The sequence below is a fragment of the Mycobacterium marinum genome (assembly GCF_003391395.1).
GTDB lineage: Bacteria > Actinomycetota > Actinomycetes > Mycobacteriales > Mycobacteriaceae > Mycobacterium > Mycobacterium marinum.
The window spans coordinates 3703967-3726288 of sequence record NZ_CP024190.1 but is presented as its reverse complement, the minus strand read 5'-3'; the positions used below and the strand labels follow the sequence as shown (position 1 = coordinate 3726288).

Here is a 22322-nt window from a genome sequence, read left to right as displayed (position 1 = left end):
ATTTGAGACCTAAACCGGCTCGACGGCACATCGCCGATGGCAGTTTAAGGAAGCAAAATCTTGAGGCTCGACTGTAGGCAATTGACTGCGCGCGTTATCCGGCGGTCCGCCATCGGTTCGTTAGCGAGCTTCACCGCGTTGTCCGGCTTCGTCGCCGCGGGTGCGATGGCGGACCCGGCTGAGGACGCGCTGGCAAAGCTAAACGAGCTATCTCGGCAGGCGGAACAAACCACCGAAGCGATGCACAGCGCAGAGCTCGACTTGGGCGCGAAGCTGGCGGCTCAGCAGGCCGCTGAAAACAAGCTCACTGACGACCAGGCCGCGCTGGACGCTGCCAAGGGGCAGCTGGCCTCGTTCCAGACCGCGGTCAACAAGGTCGCGGCGGCCGCTTACATGGGCGGTCGCGCCAACGGTATGGACACGATTCTGACGGCTCCGTCCCCGCAGCTGCTGATCGACGGCCTGTCGATGCAGCGCGTGATGGCGCACCAGATGGCCACCCAGATGTCGGGTTTCCGGACCGCCAGGGAGCAGGCCGCCGAGGCTGAGCAGGCCTCCGAGAAGTCGGCCGCCGATGCCAAGTCCGCCGCCGAACAAGCTGCGGCCGTGCGGGCAAATCTGCAGCACAAGCAGAGCCAGCTGCAGGTCCAGATCGCGGTCGTCAAGTCGCAGTACCTGGCATTGACTCCGGACCAGCGCACCGCGCTCGCCGATCCAGGACAGGTTCCCGCCGGATTGCCAGGTGCCCCCGGGCCGGCGCCGGAGGGCACACCGCCAGGTGGACCGCCGCCAGCGGGCGCACCGGTGCCGGGTGAGGCCCCGCCGCCCGGTGGAGTGTCCGCGATGCCGTTCACGCCGCCAGACGGTGCCGGCGGCGACCGCGCGGCCGTGGTGCAGGCGGCGCTAACCCAAGTTGGGACGCCCTACGCGTGGGGCGGTGCCGCTCCAGGTGGGTTCGACTGCTCCGGGTTGGTCATGTGGGCCTTCCAGCAAGCCGGCATCGCGCTACCTCACTCCAGCCAGGCGCTGGCCCATGGAGGTCAACCGGTATCGCTGTCGGACCTGCAGCCAGGCGACGTCCTGACCTTCTACTCCGACGCGTCACATGCCGGCATCTACATCGGTGACGGACTGATGGTCCATTCGTCCACCTACGGTGTACCGGTGCGGGTGGTGCCGATGAATTCCTCGGGACCGATCTACGACGCGCGCCGCTACTGACGGCTCTGCCACGGTGCTGCGGCATCGATCCCGATGGTTTTCGATTGCGCTGGCGTGCATATTTGTCATCGAGTTGGTAACGGCTGCCGCCGTAACGCGTCATCCGGATAGTGCGCCACAGCGGTCACTAGCGTCTGCTGAGGATCCTGGCCCGCCGCCGGTTGTCATCGGAGATCGGACCGTGCGGCTGATCAACCTCGGCGGCGCGAACTCCGACCTACTGTTGTCGCGCGTCGGGGCGGACATCCACGCCGCGGTCAATGCGGTAGTGGCCTTCTGGGGCACCGACTGGGCCCGCGAAATCTCGGTGGTGGCCGCCGGTTCAGACGAACAATTCCGAACGGCGGCGGGCGGCGGTACGGCGTCCCAATGGGCTGACATCGCGGCGGTGACTGTGGCCGAGCGCTTCGATCCTGGCAGCCGGGCGGTGGCTGGCCAACGAATTGTGTTCGCACCAGGCGCGGTCAAGATGAGCGCCACGGCACTGCGAATAGTGCTGACCCACGAGCTTTTTCACTACGCGGCCCGCGTTGACACGGCACTTGACGCGCCGCGGTGGTTGACCGAGGGGGTGGCCGATTTCGTCGCGCGGCCGACCACTTCCCGGCCGGCTGAGGCCCCACCCGCAGCTCTGCCGTCAGACGACGACCTCGACATTCCCGGGCCGGCGCGCTCGCGAGCGTATGACCGAGCATGGTGGTTTACCCGATTTGTGGCCGACACCTATGGCACGACCAAGTTGCGCGACCTCTACCTGGCCGCCTGCGGTCCAGGGCATTCGGACTTGCCGCGAGCCGCGCTCGAGGTGCTCGGCACGGATGCTGCCGGGCTGCTCGCCGGCTGGCAGCAATGGATGAGCGTCTCGTCCTGATTCGAGCACGATCCAACGCGTGGCAAAGACCGCTGGATAGTCCACATCGTGGCCAGGCTAGATTGGCCCTGATGAGTCGGGTCCTGCTGGTAACTAACGACTTTCCGCCCCGTCGCGGCGGCATCCAGTCATATCTGAGCGAGTTCGTCGGTCGCCTCGTTGAGGCCGGGTCGCATTCCATAACGGTCTATGCACCGCAATGGAAGGGTGCGCAGGGGTATGACGACGTGGCCCGGGCCGCGGGCTATCGGGTGGTACGCCATCCCAGCACGCTGATGCTGCCCGTTCCGACAGTCGACAGCCGGGTGCGCCGGCTGATCGCCCAGCACGACATCGACACCGTGTGGTTCGGTGCGGCCGCACCGTTGGCTCTGCTGGCGCCGCGTGCGAGGCAGGCTGGTGCGACCCGGGTGCTGGCCAGCACGCATGGTCACGAGGTGGGTTGGTCGATGCTTCCCGTCGCGCGGTCGGTACTGCGTCGAATCGGGGACACCACCGACATTGTGACCTTCGTCAGTCGCTACACGCGCTCGCGATTCGCGCCGGCCTTCGGGCCCGCGGCTTCATTGGAATACTTGCCGCCCGGAGTCGACACCGACCGGTTTCGGCCGGACCCGGCCGCCCGCGCCGAACTTCGCAAGCGCTACCAGCTGGGGGAGCGGCCCACCGTGGTGTGTGTGTCGCGGCTGGTGCCGCGCAAGGGCCAGGACACCCTGATCAAGGCGCTACCCGCGATCCGCCGGAGGGTCGACGGGGCGGCGCTGGTAATCGTCGGAGGCGGCCCCTACCTGGAGACGTTGCGCAAGCTGGCGCGGGACTGCGAGGTGGATGAGCATGTGACGTTCACCGGCGGCGTGCCGGGCGAGGAGCTGCCGACCCATCACGCGATGGCCGACGTGTTCGCGATGCCGTGCCGCACTCGGGGCTCTGGTATGGACGTTGAGGGCTTGGGCATCGTCTTTCTCGAGGCGTCCGCCAGCGGCGTGCCGGTCATTGCGGGTGAATCTGGTGGAGCGCCGGAAACGGTGCAGCACAACAAGACCGGGCTGGTGGTTGACGGCAACTCGGTGGACAAGGTCGCCGGCGCGGTCATCGAGGTGTTGGCCGATCGCGACCGGGCGGCCCGGATGGGTGACGCCGGCCGGCAGTGGGTGACGTCTCAGTGGCGCTGGGACACGTTGGCGGCCCGCCTCGCCGAGCTTCTGCGCGGCGACGATGCCGGCCGGTGAGGCCGGAGGAGGAGTCGGGCGATTGGGGTGGTGCGCGGCGACGATGCCGGCCGGTGAGGCCGGAGGAGGAGTCGGGCGATTGGGGTGGTGCGCGGCGACGATGCCGGCCGGTGAGGCCGGAGGAGGAGTCGGGCGATTGGGGTGGTGCGCGGCGACGATGCCGGCCGGTGAGGCCGGAGGAGGAGTCGGGCGATCCGCTCATGCGCGCCGCCGGCGGAGCCGCCGGCGGCGCGTTGGACTAATCCTTGGTGTAGATCGCCTCGATCTCGACGGAGAACTTTTCGGCCACCACGTTGCGCTTTACCTTCATCGTTGGCGTCAACTCGCCGGTGTCCTCGGTGAAATCGACGTGCAGAATTCGGAATTTGCGGATCGATTCGGCGTGGGACACCGCCAAGTTGGCCTCCTTGACGGCCGCATCCACCTCCGCAACCAGGTCGGGGTCCTCGGCCAGGTCGCGCACCGCCGCATGGTCGGCCTTGCTGTTGCGTTGCTTCCAACCGCCGAACGCCTCGGGATCGATGGTGATCAGTGCGCCGATGAACGGCTTGGCGTCCCCGACCACCATCGCCTGGCTGATCAGCGGGTGCGCCCGTAGCTGATCCTCTAGCACCGCGGGGGCGACGTTCTTACCGCCCGCGGTGACGATGAGCTCCTTCTTGCGGCCGGTGATGCTCAGGAAGCCGTCGTCGTCAATTGCGCCGAGGTCGCCGGTCCGGAACCAGCCGTCGGTGAATGCCTCGTCGGTGGCCTGTTCGTTGCGCCAGTAGCCGCTGAACACCACGCCGCCGCGTACCAATAACTCGCCGTCGTCGGCGATTCGCAAACTGTTGCCGGGCACCAGTTTTCCGACCGTCCCGATCTTGATAGCGTCAATCTGGTTGATCGTGACTGCCGCGCTGGTCTCGGTCAGCCCGTAGCCCTCGTAGATGGTTAGGCCGACCCCGCGATAGAAGTGACCAAGTCGCGCGCCCAGCGGTGCCCCACCGGAGACCGCCGCGTGGCAGTCGCCGCCAAGAGCCGCGCGCAACTTGTGGTACACGAGCCGGTCGAACAGCGCATGCTTGGCGCGCAACAGCAACCCCGGGCGGCCGTCATCGACGGCTCGACTCCAATCGACCGCCGTCTGCGCGGCGAGTTTGAAGATCGCCCCCTTGCCGTCGTTGGCGGCGTTCTGTTCCGCGGTGTTGTAGACCTTCTCGAAGACCCGCGGCACCGAAACCACAATTGTGGGTTTGAACACCGCAAACAGTGGCAGCAGATTCTTGATGTCGCTGGTGAATCCGACGGTCACCTTGCTGGCGAAGGCCGACAAGGCAAGTGCCCGGGCCAGCACGTGGGCCAGCGGCAGGAAGACCAGCAACCGCTGCCCGGGGCACACCAGCGTGGGTAGGGACTCCTGCGTGCCGCGAATCTCGTGAAGCAGGTTGGAGTGGGTGAGTTGGCAGCCCTTCGGCCGCCCGGTGGTGCCTGAGGTGTAGATCAGGGTTGCCGGATCCGAGGAGCGCAGCGCATCGAGTCGCGCCGTCAGCTCGGCCCGGTCAACCGACCCACCCTCCTCGGCGAGCTGCTCGAGCGCCTTGGGACCCGAACCGTTGATAACCAGGACGCGGCGCAGGGCGGGCAGGTCACCGGTCAGCTCGGCGATCATTGCGGCATGCGCGTCGGTCTCGGCGAACGCCAGCACGGCTTCTGAATTCTGCAGCACCCAGCGCACCTGCTCGGCAGACGATGTCTCGTAGATGGGCACGGTGACAGCGCCCACCGCCAGGATCGCCAGATCCAGGATCGCCCACTCGTAGCAAGTGGCCGAGAAGATGGACACCCGGTCACCGGCCTGGACTCCGAGTGCGATCAAACCCAATGCTGCAGAACGAACGTGCCGGGCCGCCTCGGCGCAGGTGATATCGGTCCAGATACCGTCGATCTGGCGCTGATAGATGATGTGGTCGGGATCATCGCGCTCGTGCTCGAAAACCATGGCCGCGACGTTGTCGCGCTCGTCGACGGAAAAACGGGCGGGGACACTGTACTGACGCACTTCGTTTCGACCTCGCTACACCTGTTGTGGCGTTGATTGCCATTTTGCGGGCGGACTGCCTGCTCACAGCCTAATCGCAGCATTCGCGCAGCATGGAGGCGCCTGGTTGGCGCCCGGTTCGGATTCTCACTGCGATTGCCCGCGCGCGCGGGTTCCGCACCTGCGGGGTGGTGCCAGCCCCCCTCAGGTGGGTGTGTGAAGCTGTGGCCATGAACAGCATCCAGATCGCGGATGAGACGTATATCGCCGCGGATGGCGCACGGGTCGGAGCCGCGGTCGCGGATCGATCAAGCTGGAGCCGGTGGTGGCCCGATCTGTGGCTGCAGGTCACCGAGGACCGCGCCGACAAGGGAATCAGGTGGGCGGTTACCGGGGCCTTGACCGGCACGATGGAGATCTGGCTCGAGCCGTCGTTGGACGGGGTCGTGCTGCACTATTTCCTGCATGCTGAACCCACTGGAGTGACGGCTTGGGAGTTGGCCCGGATGAAGCTGGCGAAAATGACGCATCAGCGCCGGGTGGCGGGCAAGAAGATGGCGTTCGAGGTGAAAACGACGTTGGAGCAGACACGCCCGATCGGAGTTTCTCCGGTAATTTAGCCGGGTCAAGGTAGCGCTTCGGGGAGTACCGTTTCTGCCGGAAGGCCGTGTCCCCGGGAAAAAACATCGAGTGCGGGGGCAGAGAAAGGTGGTCAGGTGGCGGACAAGACGACGCAGACGATTTACATCGACGCGGAGCCGGGTGAGGTGATGAAAGCGATCGCTGACATCGAGGCCTACCCTGAATGGATCTCCGAGTACAAGGAAGTCGAAATCCTCGAGGCCGATGACGACGGCTATCCGATGTTGGCCCGGATGTTGATGGACGCCACCATCTTCAAGGACACCCTGATCATGGCCTATGAGTGGCCGGCCGACCGTCAATCGCTTAGCTGGACCCTGCAGTCCAGCTCGCTGCTGAAGGCCCTTGAAGGTTCGTATCACTTGGCGCCCAAAGGCTCTGGTACTGACGTTACCTACGAGTTGTCGGTTGATCTGGCCATTCCGATGATCGGAATGCTCAAGCGCAAGGCTGAGCGCAGGCTGATCGACGGAGCCCTAAAAGATCTGAAGAAACGAGTTGAGGGCTGAGTGATCCTGTTGCGCCCACCCCGGCTCGGATCAGTCTCTTCGTAGGCAAAGGCGGGGTAGGAAAATCCACTTTGGCGGCCGCCACCGCGGTTTGTGACGCCACTGCTGGTCAGCGGGTGTTGGTGGTATCCACCGATCAGGCGCACTCGCTGGGTGATGTGCTGGGCATTGCGGTTGCGCCGACGGGCTCCGGCGAGCCGGTTCGTGTTTTTGCCGATCTCGAGACCGGTCAGGTCGACACCGGCGGGGGGTTCTTGGATGCCCTAGCGCTGGACACCCTGGCGTTGCTCGAAGACCGCTGGCGAGACGTTGTCGATGCCCTCAACGGGCGATTTCCGGATTCGGAGCTGGGCAGCATTGCTCCCGAGGAGCTCTCCGCGCTGCCCGGAGTCCAGGAAGTGCTCGGTCTGCACGCGGTCGGTGAGCTCGCGGCCAGTGGACGTTGGGACCGCATCGTGGTCGACTGCGCCTCGACCGCGGACGCCCTGCGGATGTTGACCCTCCCCGCCACCTTCTCCCTGTACGTCGAGCGCGCGTGGCCGCGGCATCGCCGGCTCAGCCTCGCGATCGAAGATGCCCGCTCGGCAGCGCTGGTGGAGCTGCTGGAGCGAACCAGCGCCAGCGTCGATCGACTCAGCACTTTGCTGACGGATGGTTCTCTGGTCGGCGCGCATCTGGTGCTGACTCCTGAGCGGGTGGTCGCAGCGGAGGCGACGCGCACGCTGGGATCGTTGGCCCTGATGGGCGTCCGCGTCGAGGAATTACTCGTCAATCAGGTTCTGGTGCGGGACGAGGCATACGAGTACCGCAGTCTGCCCGACCACCCCGCCTTCTACTGGTATGCCGAACGCATCTCCGAGCAGCGTGCCGTTCTCGAGGAACTCGACGCCACCATTGGCGATGTGGCGCTGGTGCTGGTTGCGCATGCGGCCGGCGAGCCGATCGGACCCAAGGCCCTCGGTGGGCTGCTTGATGGCGCCCGCCGGCGCCGCGGAAGCGCGCCGCCGGGGCCGCTGCGTCCTATTGTTGACCTCGAGTCCGGGTCCGGCCTTGGGTCGGTATATCGTCTGCGGCTAGCGTTGCCCCAGCTCGATCCCGGTTCGTTGACACTGGGCCGAGCTGATGACGACCTGATCATCAGTGCCGGCGGCATGCGGCGCAGGGTGCGGTTGGCCTCCGTATTGCGGAGGTGCATCGTGCTGGACGCGCGCCTGTCTGGCGGTGAGCTGACCATTCGATTTCGACCAGATCCGGAGGTGTGGCCGACGTGACTGGGCCCCATACCGAAGTTGGTCCTGAACTGCGCAAACTCGCCCAGGCGATCCTTGATGGCGTGGATCCTGCACTGCGCGCCGCGGCCGCCATGGCATCGGGCGGAGCGACCGGCAAGTGCCAACAGGTGTGGTGCCCGCTGTGTGCACTCGCTGCGCTGGTCAATGGTGAGCAGCACCCGTTGACGACGGTTATCGCCGAACACAGTGTGGCGTTGCTCAACGTGATTCGCGCCATAGTCGACGACATCGACCGATCGGCGAAACCGCCGCCGGATGGTCCGCCCGGCGGGGGCCTCAGCAGTGAGAGCGCCCCCGAAAACGGGTCGGCGAACGCCGATGCGAAGACGCGCTACCAGGCGATCCCGATTACTCTGCAAGAGTAAGCGACCAACCTACGGAGGTGGTCGTACCTATCGCCGATGGGTACAGTTGGCGCAGACATCATTCCGATGCGGGTGAGAGGGAGGGCCATGTGGTACTACCTATTCAAGTACATCTTCATGGGCTGGCTCTTTACCCTGCTGGGGCGGCCGAAAGTCGAAGGGCTGGAACACATCCCGAGCTCCGGGCCGGCTATTCTCGCCAGTAATCACCTCGCTGTGGCCGACAGTTTCTACCTGCCGTTGGTCGTGCGTCGTCGGATCACCTTCCTGGCGAAGGCCGAATACTTCACCGGTACCGGCGTGAAAGGCTGGATCAACCGCTGGTTCTACAGCGTCTCCGGGCAGGTGCCGATCGACCGCACCAATTCCGACGCGGCACAGGCCGCACTGGAAACCGCCGCGGGACTGCTGCGCCAGGGCAAGCTGCTGGGCATGTACCCAGAAGGCACCCGCTCGCCCGACGGTCGCCTCTACAAAGGCAAGACGGGCCTGGCTCGGCTGGCGCTGCACACCGGAGTTCCGGTCATCCCGGTGGCGATGATCGGCACCAATGTCGTCAACCCGCCGGGACGCAAGATGTTGCGCTTCGGCCGCGTCATCGTTCGTTTCGGCAAGCCGATGGATTTCTCGCGGTTCGAGGGTCTGGCCGGCAACCACTTCATCGAGCGGGCCGTCACCGACGAAGTGATGTACGAGCTGATGGGGCTCTCGGGCCAGGAGTACGTCGACATCTACGCCGCCAGCATCAAGAACGGCGGCAAGGGGGATGACGACGGGTCCGGGGACGCCGTACGGATTCCCGAAACCGCCGCCGGATAATCAGCGCGCGGCCGGCACCGGGGTTCGACCCGGCTCCGCCGGACGCTGCATCGTCATCCGGGTGGTGACCGTCAGTCCGGCCACGACGATCACGGCCAACGCCCACCACACGTAAGACATGCCGGCCAGCTGACGCCACCAGGCCGCGGTCGCCTCGCGGTGTTTGGGCAGCAAATCGATCGGTGACCAGCGCATCAGCGCCAATCCGGCAATGGTGACCACCGCCAGCGCGACGTTGCGCCGCCGCCAGGCCAGCACCCCGGTCACGACCACCGCCGGCAACATCCAAACCCAGTGATGCGACCACGACACTGGGGAAACCACCAGGCCGAACAAGGCGACACAGATCACCGCAAGGCTCGGTTCTTCGGCCCGCAGGACGCGCCGCATCGCCCAGACGGTCACCGCGAGTACCCCTAAAGACAGCAACACCCACATCAGGTGGCTCGCATGCTCGCCGATCGGTAGGCGGGCGAGTGCGCCCGCAATGTTCTGGTCGGTGTTGAGCGCCGCGGAACCGATCCGGTCGGTGTGCAGCAAGGTGTCGGTCCAGTACTCCCATGAGTCGCGCCAGGCCAGCGCGAAACCGGCCAGCGTGGCGACCACGAAAGACGCCACCGCCGTCAGCGCCGCCCGGTTGTCGCGGCGCAGCAGGAAGTAGAGCAGGAACACGGCCGGAGTCAGCTTCAGCGCGATCCCCAAGCCGAGCAACAGCCCCCGTGGCCACGGTGTGCGACGCGGGAAGCAGTCGAGTATCACCAAGGTCATCAGCACGGCATTGATCTGGCCAAAAGCGAAGTTGGAACTGATCGGCTCCAGCCAGAGCGAAGCCGGGGCAACGATGATGACCGCCAACCACAACCGGCGCAGCCACGCGGGGCCGGGCAGCTGCTCGGAGTCGGGCCACACATCCAGAGCGGTAAGCACCACCACCGTCGACGCGATCAGCACCACCAACGTCAAGAATGTGATCGCCACACTGGCCGCCGGCATGTGTAACCAGGCAAACGGGCTGAACACCACCGCCGACAGCGGAGGGTAGGTGAACGGCAGGTCCAGTCCGATTGGTGTGTGGAACTTCACGTCGCCGCTGTAGAGCGGGCGCCCGTCCAACCAGGCCTGACCGCCCATCTGATAGATGTCGATGTCGATGCGGTACGGGATGTGCCCGAACAACCGCCAGACCACGTATCCCAGTGCCGCGGCCGCTACCAGCCAGAGCAGGCACCAAACCGAGAACCGCCCGAGTCGACTGCCCACGTCGGGCGACCTCCATGTACTCATTTCCCCGACAGCCTAATCGTTACCGGACGGCCGGACACCGCTGCAGCGAGGCTGCCGACCTGCATTCGTCGGTGGGCGTAACTTTTTTGAGGTGTTCTATTGGCTGCAGCATGACATTGTCGACCGCGGCCGATTGCCGCTTTTGTGCTGCCTGGTTGCCTTCATCCTGACGTTTTTTGTGACCCGCACCTTCGTGCGCGTCATCCGTGGGCGCCCAGACGATGGCCCGCCGCCCAGGTGGTGGCAGCCCCGCAATGTGCACCTCGGGTCGGTGCATGTCCACCATGTGACGTTCGGGGTGGTGCTGGTGATGATCTCCGGGCTGACCTTGGTGACGCTGGCTGTCAACGGACGTGAACCCGAACTCAGCGTGGCGGCAACTTTTTTTGGGATCGGCGCGGCACTGGTGCTCGACGAGTATGCGTTGATCCTGCATCTGTCCGATGTCTATTGGGAGGAAGACGGCCGTACCTCGGTGGACGCGGTTTTTGCGGCGGTAGCGGTGGCGGGCCTGCTGACCCTGGGTTTGCATCCCCTGATGTTCTTCCCGACGATCTGGTCCGGTAGCGATTCGGTGCTCCCGCGTGCGGTGGTGGTCGGCGGATTGGTGCTCACGCTGCCGCTGGCAACGGTGGTGCTGATCAAGGGCAAGGTGTGGACCGGGTTGCTCGGCATGTTCATCGTGGTGTTGCTGGTCATCGGTGCAATCCGGCTGTCGCGGCCGCATGCCCCTTGGGCCCGGTGGCGCTATACCGCGAAACCGGACAAGATGCGGCGAGCGTTGCAGCGCGAGCGCACCTTGCGCCGCCCGGTGGTGCGGGTCAAGCTCTGGTTGCAGTGCGCGATCGCCGGCACCCCTCGGCTGCCCGACGAGCGCGCCGTCGAGGCGCAGTTGGATCGCGACGTTCACCCCGCGCCGCCACCCGAGGGCACCGAGCCGTTATTGACCTCCGTATAGGCTGCGGCGATGCGGTACTTCTATGACACCGAGTTCATCGAGGATGGCCGCACCATCGAACTGGTCTCGATCGGCGTGGTCGCCGAGGACGGCCGTGAGTACTACGCCGTTTCCACAGAATTCGATCCGGAACGGGCTGGAAGTTGGGTTCGTGCCCATGTGCTGACCAAACTGCCGTCACCCGCCTCGCAGGTGTGGCGTTCGCGCCGCCAGATCCGCCTGGACCTGGAGGAGTTCCTCGGTGTGGACAGCGGCGAGCGGATCGAACTATGGGCCTGGGTCGGGGCCTACGATCACGTCGCGCTGTGTCAGTTGTGGGGTCCGATGCCGGGCCTGCCGAAGGCGATACCGCGTTTCACCCGGGAATTGCGGCAGCTGTGGGAGGATCGCGGCAGCCCGCGGCTACCCCCGCGGTCCCGAGATGCCCACGACGCGCTGGTCGATGCCCGTGATCAATTGCGAAGGTTTTTGATCATCACCGACCGCTAGCAACGTTCGGCCCATCAGCCCGCAACAATGCCCAGTTACCATGTACCGATGAACTGGACCGTCGATATTCCGATTGACCAGCTGCCGTCGTTGCCGCCGTTGTCTGATGAGTTGCGGGCGCGGTTGGATGCTGCGTTGGCTAAGCCGGCTGCTCAGCAGCCCAGCTGGCCGGTCGATCAGGCGACGGCGATGCGTAAGGTGCTCGAGAGTGTGCCGCCGGTGACGGTGCCTTCGGAGATCATCCGGTTGCAGGAGCAGCTGGCGCAGGTCGCTCGTGGTGAGGCGTTTTTGCTGCAGGGTGGGGATTGCGCGGAGACGTTTACCGATAACACCGAGCCGCATATCAGGGGCAATGTGCGCACGCTGTTGCAGATGGCGGTGGTGCTGACCTATGGCTCGAGCATGCCGGTGGTCAAGGTTGCTCGGATTGCGGGGCAGTACGCCAAGCCGCGCTCGGCCGATACTGATGCGTTGGGGTTGAAGTCCTACCGCGGTGACATGATCAATGGTTTTCCGCCCGATGCTGCTGCGCGCGAGCATGATCCGTCGCGGCTGGTGCGTGCCTACGCCAATGCCAGTGCGGCGATGAACTTGGTGCGGGCGTTGACGTCGTCGGGGTTGGCGTCGCTGCATTTGGTTCATGATTGGAACCGCGAGTTTGTGCGGACCTCGCCGGCGGGGGCGCGCTATGAGGCGCTGGCCAACGAGATCGATCGGGGCCTGCGGTTTATGAGTGCCTGTGGGGTGGCCGACCGTAATCTGCAGACCGCTGAGATCTACGCCAGTCATGAGGCTTTGGTGCTCGATTATGAGCGGGCGATGTTGCGGTTGGGTGAGGGGGAAAACGGTGAGCCGCAGTTGTATGACTTGTCCGCCCATACCGTGTGGATCGGTGAGCGGACCCGTCAACTCGATGGTGCCCACGTTGCTTTTGCGGAGGTGATCGCCAATCCGATCGGGGTCAAGATCGGCCCGACGATGACTCCGGAGCTGGCTGTCGAGTATGTCGAGCGGCTGGATCCGCATAACAAGGCGGGCCGGCTGACGCTGGTGAGTCGGTTGGGGAACAACAAGGTCCGTGATCTGCTGCCGCCGATCGTGGAGAAGGTCCAGGCCGCCGGTCACCAGGTGATCTGGCAGTGCGATCCGATGCACGGCAACACCCACGAGTCATCCACCGGCTACAAAACCCGCCACTTTGACCGCATCGTCGATGAGGTACAGGGATTCTTCGAGGTCCATCGCGGCCTGGGAACCCACCCGGGTGGTATCCACGTCGAGATCACCGGCGAGAACGTCACCGAATGCCTGGGCGGCGCGCAAGACATCTCCGACTCCGACCTATCCGGGCGCTACGAGACCGCCTGCGACCCACGACTGAACACCCAACAATCACTGGAACTGGCCTTCCTGGTCGCCGAAATGCTGCGCGACTAACCGCCGTTGGCGGTGGGCTTTCCGATGGGATGACCGCTGCTGACCGTCCGAATTTCGGACGGTCAGCCCGCGGCGCTGGGCTCGGCTACCCGGGTGCGGCGCGCGCCTGTTCGTGACCAGGCGTGCGCAGGATCGCGACGCTCCCGGATCGTCACCCCGGTCGGGGGCGGTCCGGTGGCGCAGCGCGCGCTACTTGTGAGCGCCCACATCACCCGCGCTGCCCGACACCGCGGCCAGCAGCGTGATACCGGCGGCCATCCCCCCTCCGAAACCGATGCACAGGATATTGCCGTGCAGCTCGGGGTAGGCGTGGTGCAGGGTGATGGGGATCGATGCCGAACCGGTGTTGCCGAATCGGTCGATGGTTTGGTGGCATGTGGCGTTACGCAGGTCCAGTAGCGAGTAGATCTCATCGAGCATGCGGCCATTGGCTTGGTGCATCACCAGGTGGTCGATGTCCTCGACAGCGAGGTGATGTCGCGCCAAGAATTTGCGGACTTGCTCCGGGACCGTGGTGGTGACGAAGTCGCGGACGCCTCGACCGTCCATGTGGAAGTAGTGCTGTCCCGCGTCGAGAGTAGCCGTGGTCAGGGGCTGGCGGCTGCCGCCGCCGGGCACCCCGATCAGGTTGATGTGCTGGGTGAATGTGTGCAGTTCGGTGTCGACGATGCGCAGGTGCCTCGAGCTGGCTGTGGTGGGTCCGACCACCACAGCACCGGCGCCGTCACCGAACAGGCAGACCGTTTTTCGATCGGTGGGGTCAAGGATGCGTGAGTAGACGTCTGCTCCGATGACCAGCACGTGGATGCTGTCACGTTGGGCCAGCGCGTGTGCGGTGTTGATGGCGAACAGGAACCCGCTACACACCGCATTGGTGTCGAAGGCGTATGCGCTGTTGGCGTGCAGCGCATTTTGGACAAAGGCGGCCGTGGGTGGCTGGGGTTGGTCGGGTGTGGAGGTCGAGACGATGACCGCTCCGAGCTGCCCGGCGTTGATTGCGGCGTTGGCGAGGGCCTGTTCGGCGGCCTGGACGGCCAGATCCGAGGTGGCCTGCTCCGGGTCGGCCCAGCGTCGGGTCCGGATCGCAGTTCGGGCGAATATCCAGGCATCGTCGATGCCGGCGCTGGCACCTGCCTGGTTGTTGGTGACGACGCGCGGCGGTACGAATGCGCCGGTGCCTAGTATGCCCACTGTGGGCGGTAAGGGCACAGATTCCTCTGGGGGAGCAGGCATTTGCGCGAGCGCGCAACCACAGCAGCATTCGGGACGGTGCTCCATGATCTCCTCCAGGAAATTGTTGTGGAAGTTATTGCGAGATCAGTGTCGAATGGGTGACCGTTGACAGCGTGTGGATGGCGCTGGCCCGGTCACCGTGGATGCAGTTGTGGTCGAGTTGATTTGGGGTCTTGGATTTTGGTGTTGTCCTGCGGACGACCGCGGCCAAGACGCCGGCCGTGAACTACCCGGCTGAACCAACAGTCGCCAGTTTCTTTTCGCTCACGGCCGCGCCTTTTCGTGTGCTGATGTTCGCCGCGGCCCCTGGGAGTTAATGCGAGTCCTAGGTTCGCAAGTCCCCGAACACTTCCTTTTCGCGCTCCATGTCGATGGCGCGCGATGCGTAGCGTGCGGTCTCCAATGACCACGCCACGTTGCCGGTTATCCAGTTGCTGCAGGTATCCAGCATGGAGATCACGCCTTGTTGATCTTCGGTTGGCAGGCGTGGGATGAGGTGGGTGTGGATGAGCTGTTTGGTTTGATCGAAGCGCGCGATCTCCTCGTGCAGGTACTGACTGACCCGGTCGGCTGCTTGCGCAGTCGTGAGATCATCCTGAGACTGCAGGACGGCGACGTAGTTGCACAGGTCGCCCAGACTGAGCTCTTTGGGCGCGGAGTAGAGGTCGTTGCTCCAGGACACGATGTTGTTGGCGGCTTCGCGAGCGGCCCGTATGTATGGGTGCACCAACAGCGACTCCGATAGGGCACGTCTAGCGGCGGCTTCGCCGAGGTCGAGCGTGATGAATACTGCGCTGGAGATCAGCCGGTGGGCTCGATATGACTGTTCGTCGAGCGCAATGCGTGATGCGTTGATCAGGGCATGGCTTCGGTAGGAGTTGACGTAATCGACCATGTCGTTGGCCAGTCGTCTGCACCAGTACGCCGGCATGCCCTGGGTGGTCCGCTCCCAAAGATCCTCCAACGCCACCACATAGGGCCTGACTACTGGGCTCGGGGGTGCTGAGGGCAGCCCGGTGTAGACGGTGTTGGTGGCCGCCGCCGTCGCAATGGCAAAGTCCTGATCGCAGCCGTCTATCGATTCATCGAAAACGTCGTCGAAGGCAAAGAGCCAACCGATCCAGTCCGCCATCAGATCAAGCTCCGCACCGGTTGCCGCCGGATAGGTCCATGCCGCCAGGCGATGCTGCGCGAGTGCATCGAAGGCGTCACCGTTGGGGCCGTCGAGGACGATGCCTGTGGCACGAGACCATGTCTTCAGGTGTTCCCCTGCGTTGTCGACATCGGGGCTGATTGTCGCCTCGGTACCCAAGTCGACCTGGGGGAAGTCAATAACGTTCACTTGGAGTCCATTTCCGTTGCGCTACTGGGAAGTTCCGCCGCTGATTGAACAGACCCGTCCTCAATGGATTCTCAACGGATCTTGAACCGTGGCGGAGTGTCTCGCCGCGAAAGGAGTGTGATCAAGCTGGGCAGCTTGATGTTTCGGCGTCGCAAGGTGCGATGTGAATGGCGAGCCCTTCGGGCGTGTGTGATCGAGGCCGGGCGAGCGGCTGAGCGGAGTTAAATCCCTGCAAGAGCGACATCTTCACGAAGTCTCGCACTCTCATCGCCGCCGGCGTCGCATCCTGAATATGGGTACCAAAACGCACCTGCCTGCGGGTTCCGCCCCGCGGCCGCGATGGCCGCATCTGGGGCGGCTGGCATGCGTCCCGGGGGGAGGCGAGCGGCGCTGGGCGTCGGTCCTAATCGACTCACCCAGACATCTATTACGTACATGTTAAATCCAGATCGCACTTGGGTATTCGGCTGATCCCTACCGGATCGACATGCTTCTGCGGTCCAACGAGCGCCGCAGGTCAGCTCATTGAGAAGTTGTTGAGACCGGTACCGGACACTGCTCGTCACCGCTTGTGGTTCGCGGACAGGTTTCTTCTGATGTGAGGAGTTGGTCGATGTCGTTGGGCATGGTCAATGTTGCCAATGCGACCCCGAACGCAGCTCGGGCGCTGCTGAAAAATGCTCGGCAAGAATGCGATCCGGTCTTGCGGACAGCAGTGGGGTGGTTGAGTGAGCCGTTGGCCAAGATGGCCGGATATCACCTCGGCTGGTGGGACGTCAATGGGGTGCCGGTAGATGGTTCGTCTGGCAAGTCGATTCGGGCGGCGTTGGCGTTTGGGGCGGCGTCGGCGTGTGGTGATGCGCGTGCCGCAGCTCCTGTGGCGGCGGCGGTGGAGTTGATGCACAACTTCTCGTTGGTTCATGACGACGTGATGGATCGCGATGCCACTCGCCGGGGTAGGGCGACGGTATGGGCGGTGTGGGGTGAGACCAATGCGATTGTCCTCGGAGATGCGTTGCACGCGTTGGCTGGCCGTGTGTTGGTTGAGATGTTGGAGCCTGAGGTTGCGGCGAACGCCGTTATGAGGTTGGAATCCTCGTGTGTGACTTTGTGCGATGGCCAGTTCGAAGATTGTGACTTTGAGACACGCGAGTCGGTGAGCGTTGATGGCTATCTGGAAATGGCGGCCGGCAAGACGGCGGGATTGATGGGTTGTTCCTGTGCGTTAGGGGCGTTGGCCGCGAATGCGGATCCTGCCACGGTGACGGCGATGCATCAGTTCGGTTTCCAACTGGGCTTGGCGTTCCAGATCGTCGATGATGTGATGGGTCTCTGGGGAGATCCGAATGTCACCGGTAAGCCGGTCGGTAGTGATCTGGCCCGCCGCAAGAAGACTTTTCCGGTGGTCGCCGCCTTGGGCTCTGGTACGGAGGCGGCGGCTAGCTTGGCGCAGCTTTATGGGGCTGAAGAGCCGATGTCAGCCGATGAAGTGCGGCAGGCGATCGACTTGGTGGAGACCGCGGGGGGCCGCAAAGCCGCCGAGCGGCAGGCCGATGAATGCATCGGTGCCGCGCTGGCGGCACTACCTGACTCGGCGCGATCAGAAGATCTGATTGCGTTGACGCAATTGGTCATTGCCCGCGACCGGTGACTTCTTACACCGAGCCGAAATGAAATCAGAACGGCCCGAGAGGCCCCCTTGCTGCACTTCTTGGTTGTCGGGTAAGCGGCCAGCAGTTCAGTAGCGGTTGACGATTTGGTAGGCCGCGACGATGCGGCGATGGGGAACTGCTTCCGGGGATTTGCCGGACCACGCTGAAAGGACTGCTTGAAATGCCGGAGATCATGTTGGAGTTGGTTGATGCCGGTGGCGTCACGCAGGGTGTGGCTGAGAAGATCGCTGCGCATGAAGCGCCGGGGCTGCTGCATCGCGCGTTCTCGGTGTTTCTATTTGATGAGTCCGGGCGAATGGCACTGCAGCGCCGTGCCGCGGGCAAGTATCACTGGCCAGGAGTCCTGTCGAACGCGTGTTGCGGACACCCGTTTCCTGGGGAGAGCCCGCGGGTGGCCGCGCAGCGCCGGGTGCGCGAAGAGCTCGGGCTCGACGTCGAACTCGTACCGGCAGGGACGGTGACGTATCGCCACGCCGATGCGCAGACAGGTCTGGTCGAGCATGAGTTCAACCACCTGTACGTGGGGCGAATCTCGGGTCCGCCACAACCGGACCCCGACGAGGTCTCGGAAGTGCGCATGGTGACCGCGGCCGAACTGGCCCAGCTGCTCGAAGCGGATAGTTTCTCCGGTTGGTTCCTCACCGTATTAGGCGCCGCCCGAGTCGCTTTCGCCCAGTTCACGCAAGAGATCTACTAGCGATAGGGCAACAAGTGAGTCATCCCGCGATGAAGGCACGTTCGAGATCGGGTGTGGGAACGGCGACCGGGAAAGCGATCGTCCTAGGCGAGCACCTGGTGGTGCATGGGGCGGCCGCACTGGCCATTCCGATCCCAATATTGGTCGAGACGGCGACCGCACACCGGGGCCCGGCACCAACCCCGGTCCGGCAGCCAACGGTGGGGTCGATGGGCCTAGACATGGCGTCGCTGATCTCAGACTTCGCTGAACGGTTCGACGTGCCAGCCGCAGTCGCGTCAGGCGTGGTTGTCGAGGTGTCGCACGTCGTGCCATGCGGGCGTGGGTTGGGGTCGAGCGCGGCGGTGGTGCGAGCGGTGGTGCTGGCGCTTGCCGACCTTTTCGAGCGCAAGCTGACCGCCATGCAGATCTATGAGCTGGTTCAGTCCAGGGAGCGAACCGCGCACGGAACACCCAGTGGGGTGGATGCGGCCGCTACCGGCGCTGACGGGCCCATTGTGTTCCACCGGGGGGCTGTCCGGCCGGTGAGCCCGGCGCCGGTAGGGGTGTTTGTGGTGGCTGACAGCGGCGAGATCAGCGCGACCAAAGACTCCGTCGCTGAGGTCGCGGCAATCTTGACTGCCGACAGAGACGGCTTGGCTCGTCGGGACTGGCTCGTCGAGCAACTCGATGCTCTGGTCGGTCGCGCGGCCATCGACCTGCAGCAAGGCGATCTCACCGCACTCGGGGCAGCGATGGCTCGCAACCACGACCTGCTCCGCGGGCTGAACCTGTCCACGCCGCGGCTGGAGGGTCTCATCGAGGCGGCCAACACCAGTGGCGCAATGGGCGCCAAACTCACTGGCAGCGGTCGCGGCGGATGCGCGCTCGCACTTGCCCGCGATTGGGTCCACGCGCAAGTCATCGGTGAGGCAATGCGTAAGGCCGGCGCGGTGGCTACCTGGGCTGTCGCGCTCGACTCCTTCGCCGGACGGCTCACCGCGAGCGCATCGGGTCGCGAGGTTGCGCCGTGAGCGCAGCAGCGGCGACCGCGGTCGCTCATCCCAACATCGCGCTGATCAAGTACTGGGGCAAGCGCGACGAAGAGTTCATGCTTCCGATGACCTCGAGCCTGTCGATGACCCTGGACATCTTCCCGACTACGACCACCGTCGAGGTCGGGCCCACCGGCGGTGGAGTTGGTCCGGATATCGTGATGATGGCCGGGAAGCCGGCGCCGGAGGCTTTTTCGACCCGAGTTACCGAATTCTTGGATCTGCTGCGAGTGCGGGTGAAGTCGCGGGCCCCGGCGATCGTTGATACCCACAATGCGGGGCCCACCGGAGCTGGGTTGGCCTCATCGGCGAGTGGCTTCGCCGCGCTGGCCGCCGCTGCGTGTGCGGCCTACGGGTTGGACACCGATGTCCGGGAACTGTCCCGGCTGGCGCGTCGTGGTTCAGGCTCGGCGAGTCGTTCGGTGTTCGGCGGGTTCTCGGTGTGGCACGCCGGTGCCGCGATTGGAGCCGACGGTGATGCCCAATCCTATGCCGAGCCAATCGATGTCGCGCTTGATCTAGCGTTGGTGGCCGTTGTGGTCGAGGCCGGGGCCAAGCAGATCTCGAGCCGGGCGGCAATGAGCCAGACCGTCAAGACTTCTCCGCTGTATCGAGCCTGGGCTGACGCCAGCGGTGATGACCTGCACGCGATGCAGGCCGCGCTTGCCGCCGGCGACTTGCACGGCGCCGGTGCGATCGCCGAGGCCAACGCGATGGGCATGCACGCCACCATGCTGGCCGCCCGGCCCGCTGTTCGATACATCAGTGCGGCCTCGCTACAGGTAATCGACCGGGTCGTCGCGATGCGCGGCGACGGCATCGCGGCCTACCTGACGATGGACGCCGGTCCCAACGTGAAGGTGCTCTGCTCGCGCGATGATGCGCCACTCATCGCGGCCTCGCTGAAGGAGCTGAGTCAGGTCCAGACGGTGGTGGTGGCCCATCCGGGGCCCGGGGTGGCTCTTGTAGAGAAGGCCACGCGGTGAACAGCATCCGAAAAGCACCGGGCAAACTGGTCATTCTGGGCGAGTTCGCGGTCGTCGAGCCTGGCTGTGGCGCGCTGGTCGCTGCGATGGACCGCTATGTCACTGTCCAGGCCGCGGATCTGGGCATCGGTGGCGGGGTCGCCGTCAGTAGCGAGCTGATAGCTGGCACTGTGGATTTGGATTCTGACCGATCCGTCGCAGCCCGGCAGCTGCCGCATATCGCATCCGCGGTGGCCATCGCGCGCCAGTGGCTGGACTGCCCGGACCGCGGCGTCGGACTGACGATCACCTCGCAGCTGCATGAGCGTGGCGTGAAGCTGGGCCTAGGTTCCAGTGGGGCTGTCACCGTGGCGGTGATTGATGCGGTTACCGCCGCATGGGGCGCCCCGGTAGACCGGACGACCTTATTCCGGCTTGCGTTGATCGCGACCGCGCGCCTGACGACCTCTGGCTCCGGTGTTGACGTGGCTGCGGCGGTGTTCGGAGGCTGGCTGTCCTACCGCTCCCCGGATCGCCAAGCCATCGTCGAACTCGCCGCCGCGGACCTGCATTCGGCGGTTCACGCCGAATGGCCCGGCCACGTCATCGCCGCGGTCGCGCCGCCGCCTGAACGTCTGCTCGTCGGGTGGACGGGCGCTCCCGCGGCCACCACGGCCCGGATCGGCAGGCTGGCATCCGGCGACCGAACCCGCGACGAGATTGTGCGCCGGTTCCGCGAGTCTTCCGAAGAATGTGTCGACGCCGCCATTGGCCTGCTGACACCTGCGACGGCCTCCTGCTGCGGGTCTGCGCCCGCTGGCGCGGGACTCGGCGAGCATGTGCGTCAGTTCCGGAATCTGCTGTGCGAGTTGGACCGCGCTACTGCAATGGGCATCTTTACTGAGCGGCTCAACGCGCTGTGCGCCGCAGCAGAAACCAGCGGCGCAGCCGCTAAACCCTCCGGTGCTGGAGGTGGCGACTGCGGGATTGCATTGGCAGGAAGCTCCGTCGATGTGGCCGGGCTTGGCCGTAGCTGGCTGCACGCGGGCATCCGCCCCCTCGACGTCGACATAGCCCCACCAACGGTGAACGCCGCCGATATTGCTCTTCCAACAACAACATCCTTCTAACAGCCCGAAAGAGGTAACCACAAATGACCACACAACAGGAGCAGCTCTCGGTGCATGTCCCCCTACGCTGGGTGGGGCCCATCAAGATCTCGGGCAGCGAAGGGCAATTCAGCGCCCATGCACCGTTGGCCACCTATGAATCACCGGTATGGCCGTCCGTTGGCCGCGGGGCCAAACTGTCCCGTCTGACCGAAAACGGCATTGTCACAACCCTGATCGACGAGAAGATGACCAGGTCGATCCTGCTGATCGCCCCCGATGCCGCCGTCGCAAAAAACACCGCGCGCCAACTGCAGACCGAATTCGCAGAGCTAGCAGCGGTTGTCGGACAAACAAGCCGCTTCGCCGAGTTGATCGGGATGCACCCGCAGATCACCGCGAACCTACTGTTCATTCGATTCGAGTTCCGCACCGGCGACGCCAGCGGCCACAACATGGCCACACTAGCGGCCGACCACCTGATCGCACATATCCTGACCCGCTATCCCCAGATGGAATACGGATCGATCTCGGGCAATATGTGCTGCGACAAAAAGCCGACCGCGATCAACGGCATCCTAGGCCGCGGAAAAAACGTGGTCACCGAGATCGTGATTCCCCGCGACCTCGTCGAACAGCACCTGCACACCAGCGCGGCAGCGATCACCGCGCTCAACATCCGCAAGAACCTCATCGGCACCCTGCAAGCCGGTACCATCCGATCGGCCAACGCGCACTACGCCAACATGCTGCTGGCCTTCTACCTCGCCACCGGCCAAGACGCCGCCAACATCATCGCAGGCTCCCAAGGCGTAACACACGCCGAGGACCGCGACGGCGATCTGTACTTCTCCTGCACCATTCCCAACCTGATCGTCGGCACCGTAGGCAACGGTAAAGACCTGGACTTCGTCACCGACAACCTCGCCCAGCTGGGATGCCGCGAACAACGGCCCCCCGGCGCCAACGCACGCCGGCTCGCCGTAATCTGCGCGGCCACCGTGCTGTGCGGCGAACTGTCACTCATGGCCGCCCAAACCAACCCAGGCGAACTCATGCGCGCGCACACCACATACGAACGCAAACCATCGACGGCCTAACAGCAGACAACCCCAAAACCGCAACACCGGAAA

21 protein-coding genes are annotated in these 22322 nt (G+C 64.7%); 17 read left to right on the top strand and 4 right to left on the bottom strand.

Annotation, left to right across the window (positions count from 1 at the left end):
• Nucleotides 1-60: 60 nt before the first annotated feature.
• From ripC to pimB, 3 genes are all read left to right on the top strand, one after another.
• Nucleotides 61-1221, top strand: a complete 1161-nt coding sequence (gene ripC, locus CCUG20998_RS15575) for a peptidoglycan hydrolase RipC (protein WP_020729414.1) — start codon at nt 61-63, stop codon at nt 1219-1221.
• 58 nt (nt 1222-1279) lie between these two features.
• Entirely contained in the window at nt 1280-2092 is an 813-nt protein-coding gene (locus tag CCUG20998_RS15570; protein WP_036455959.1) for a hypothetical protein, read from the top strand.
• A 71-nt stretch (nt 2093-2163) separates the two neighbouring features.
• The gene (gene pimB, locus CCUG20998_RS15565) at nt 2164-3321 is read left to right on the top strand and encodes a GDP-mannose-dependent alpha-(1-6)-phosphatidylinositol monomannoside mannosyltransferase (protein ID WP_103654023.1); all 1158 of its coding nucleotides are present in this window, start codon (nt 2164-2166) and stop codon (nt 3319-3321) included.
• Nucleotides 3322-3559: 238 nt separating this feature from the next.
• On the opposite strand, the gene CCUG20998_RS15560 is transcribed toward pimB, so the two are convergent.
• A complete protein-coding gene (locus CCUG20998_RS15560) occupies nt 3560-5362 on the bottom strand; it encodes an AMP-dependent synthetase/ligase (RefSeq protein WP_020729411.1) in 1803 nt (600 codons plus the stop codon).
• A 209-nt stretch (nt 5363-5571) separates the two neighbouring features.
• Here CCUG20998_RS15560 and CCUG20998_RS15555 point away from each other — a divergent pair, with 209 nt between their 5' ends.
• The 5 genes from CCUG20998_RS15555 to CCUG20998_RS15535 all read left to right on the top strand — a co-directional run bounded on the left by CCUG20998_RS15555 (nt 5572) and on the right by CCUG20998_RS15535 (nt 8968).
• The gene (locus CCUG20998_RS15555; RefSeq protein WP_011741296.1) at nt 5572-5961 is read left to right on the top strand and encodes a hypothetical protein; all 390 of its coding nucleotides are present in this window, start codon (nt 5572-5574) and stop codon (nt 5959-5961) included.
• 96 nt (nt 5962-6057) lie between these two features.
• Nucleotides 6058-6492 carry an SRPBCC family protein gene (locus tag CCUG20998_RS15550; RefSeq protein ID WP_011741295.1) on the top strand — a complete coding sequence of 145 codons (435 nt, stop codon included), beginning with the start codon at nt 6058-6060 and terminating at the stop codon, nt 6490-6492.
• Nucleotides 6489-7763 (top strand): ArsA family ATPase, encoded by a 1275-nt coding sequence (locus CCUG20998_RS15545; protein ID WP_181005681.1) that lies wholly within the window; start codon nt 6489-6491, stop codon nt 7761-7763. The genes CCUG20998_RS15550 and CCUG20998_RS15545 overlap by 4 nt, the downstream gene beginning before the upstream one ends.
• Entirely contained in the window at nt 7760-8149 is a 390-nt protein-coding gene (locus tag CCUG20998_RS15540; protein WP_015356162.1) for a hypothetical protein, read from the top strand. The genes CCUG20998_RS15545 and CCUG20998_RS15540 overlap by 4 nt, the downstream gene beginning before the upstream one ends.
• 87 nt (nt 8150-8236) lie before the next feature.
• A complete protein-coding gene (locus tag CCUG20998_RS15535) occupies nt 8237-8968 on the top strand; it encodes a lysophospholipid acyltransferase family protein (protein WP_011741292.1) in 732 nt (243 codons plus the stop codon).
• Here the strand turns inward: CCUG20998_RS15535 and CCUG20998_RS15530 are convergent, their stop codons facing one another.
• Complete coding sequence (locus tag CCUG20998_RS15530) at nt 8969-10252, bottom strand: glycosyltransferase 87 family protein (RefSeq protein WP_103654024.1); 1284 nt, start codon at nt 10250-10252, stop codon at nt 8969-8971. It lies immediately after the preceding gene.
• Between the two features lie 40 nt (nt 10253-10292).
• Between CCUG20998_RS15530 and CCUG20998_RS15525 the strand changes: the two genes are divergently transcribed.
• From CCUG20998_RS15525 to CCUG20998_RS15515, 3 genes are read left to right on the top strand one after another with little or no spacing between them, the layout of a single operon-like run.
• A complete protein-coding gene (locus CCUG20998_RS15525; RefSeq protein WP_172607284.1) occupies nt 10293-11210 on the top strand; it encodes a hypothetical protein in 918 nt (305 codons plus the stop codon).
• Between the two features lie 9 nt (nt 11211-11219).
• Nucleotides 11220-11699: a polyadenylate-specific 3'-exoribonuclease AS gene (locus CCUG20998_RS15520; protein ID WP_020729407.1), complete on the top strand. Its 480-nt coding sequence runs from the start codon at nt 11220-11222 to the stop codon at nt 11697-11699.
• Nucleotides 11700-11747: 48 nt separating this feature from the next.
• Nucleotides 11748-13136 carry a class II 3-deoxy-7-phosphoheptulonate synthase gene (locus tag CCUG20998_RS15515; protein WP_012394885.1) on the top strand — a complete coding sequence of 463 codons (1389 nt, stop codon included), beginning with the start codon at nt 11748-11750 and terminating at the stop codon, nt 13134-13136.
• A gap of 189 nt (nt 13137-13325) precedes the next feature.
• Here CCUG20998_RS15515 and CCUG20998_RS15510 read toward each other — a convergent pair whose 3' ends face one another.
• Both CCUG20998_RS15510 and CCUG20998_RS15505 read right to left on the bottom strand, forming a co-directional pair.
• Nucleotides 13326-14327 carry a 3-oxoacyl-ACP synthase III family protein gene (locus tag CCUG20998_RS15510; protein ID WP_020729406.1) on the bottom strand — a complete coding sequence of 334 codons (1002 nt, stop codon included), beginning with the start codon at nt 14325-14327 and terminating at the stop codon, nt 13326-13328.
• Nucleotides 14328-14694: 367 nt separating this feature from the next.
• On the bottom strand, nt 14695-15711 hold the full coding sequence (locus tag CCUG20998_RS15505) for a terpene synthase family protein (RefSeq protein ID WP_020729404.1): 1017 nt from the start codon (nt 15709-15711) through the stop codon (nt 14695-14697).
• A gap of 613 nt (nt 15712-16324) precedes the next feature.
• On the opposite strand from CCUG20998_RS15505, the gene idsB reads away from it, so the two are divergent.
• The 6 genes from idsB (at nt 16325) to CCUG20998_RS15475 (ending at nt 22289) form a co-directional block, all read left to right on the top strand.
• Nucleotides 16325-17362, top strand: coding sequence for a geranylgeranyl diphosphate synthase IdsB (gene idsB, locus CCUG20998_RS15500; RefSeq protein ID WP_020729402.1), 1038 nt, complete (start codon nt 16325-16327; stop codon nt 17360-17362).
• Nucleotides 17363-17544: 182 nt separating this feature from the next.
• Nucleotides 17545-18081, top strand: coding sequence for an isopentenyl-diphosphate Delta-isomerase (idi, locus tag CCUG20998_RS15495; RefSeq protein WP_020725615.1), 537 nt, complete (start codon nt 17545-17547; stop codon nt 18079-18081).
• 29 nt (nt 18082-18110) lie between these two features.
• Nucleotides 18111-19094 (top strand): mevalonate kinase, encoded by a 984-nt coding sequence (mvk, locus tag CCUG20998_RS15490; RefSeq protein ID WP_231389689.1) that lies wholly within the window; start codon nt 18111-18113, stop codon nt 19092-19094.
• Nucleotides 19091-20101 (top strand): diphosphomevalonate decarboxylase, encoded by a 1011-nt coding sequence (gene mvaD / locus CCUG20998_RS15485; protein ID WP_020729400.1) that lies wholly within the window; start codon nt 19091-19093, stop codon nt 20099-20101. Before mvk ends, mvaD begins: the two co-directional genes overlap by 4 nt.
• The gene (locus tag CCUG20998_RS15480) at nt 20098-21210 is read left to right on the top strand and encodes a phosphomevalonate kinase (protein ID WP_020729399.1); all 1113 of its coding nucleotides are present in this window, start codon (nt 20098-20100) and stop codon (nt 21208-21210) included. The genes mvaD and CCUG20998_RS15480 overlap by 4 nt, the downstream gene beginning before the upstream one ends.
• 23 nt (nt 21211-21233) lie before the next feature.
• Nucleotides 21234-22289, top strand: coding sequence for a hydroxymethylglutaryl-CoA reductase (locus CCUG20998_RS15475; RefSeq protein ID WP_020729398.1), 1056 nt, complete (start codon nt 21234-21236; stop codon nt 22287-22289).
• The last annotated feature ends 33 nt before the right edge of the window (nt 22290-22322 follow it).

Bases quoted from the DNA above. Each gene is read 5' to 3' on its own strand.
- CCUG20998_RS15535 (WP_011741292.1), top strand. From the start codon at position 8,237: ATGTGGTACTACCTATTCAAGTACATCTTCATGGGCTGGCTCTTTACC.
- CCUG20998_RS15520 (WP_020729407.1), top strand. From the start codon at position 11,220: ATGCGGTACTTCTATGACACCGAGTTCATCGAGGATGGCCGCACCATC.
- mvk (WP_231389689.1), top strand. From the start codon at position 18,111: ATGAAGGCACGTTCGAGATCGGGTGTGGGAACGGCGACCGGGAAAGCG.
- CCUG20998_RS15515 (WP_012394885.1), top strand. From the start codon at position 11,748: ATGAACTGGACCGTCGATATTCCGATTGACCAGCTGCCGTCGTTGCCG.
- idi (WP_020725615.1), top strand. From the start codon at position 17,545: ATGCCGGAGATCATGTTGGAGTTGGTTGATGCCGGTGGCGTCACGCAG.
- CCUG20998_RS15555 (WP_011741296.1), top strand. From the start codon at position 5,572: ATGAACAGCATCCAGATCGCGGATGAGACGTATATCGCCGCGGATGGC.
- idsB (WP_020729402.1), top strand. From the start codon at position 16,325: ATGTCGTTGGGCATGGTCAATGTTGCCAATGCGACCCCGAACGCAGCT.
- CCUG20998_RS15475 (WP_020729398.1), top strand. From the start codon at position 21,234: ATGACCACACAACAGGAGCAGCTCTCGGTGCATGTCCCCCTACGCTGG.
- CCUG20998_RS15530 (WP_103654024.1), bottom strand. From the start codon at position 10,252: ATGAGTACATGGAGGTCGCCCGACGTGGGCAGTCGACTCGGGCGGTTC.
- pimB (WP_103654023.1), top strand. From the start codon at position 2,164: ATGAGTCGGGTCCTGCTGGTAACTAACGACTTTCCGCCCCGTCGCGGC.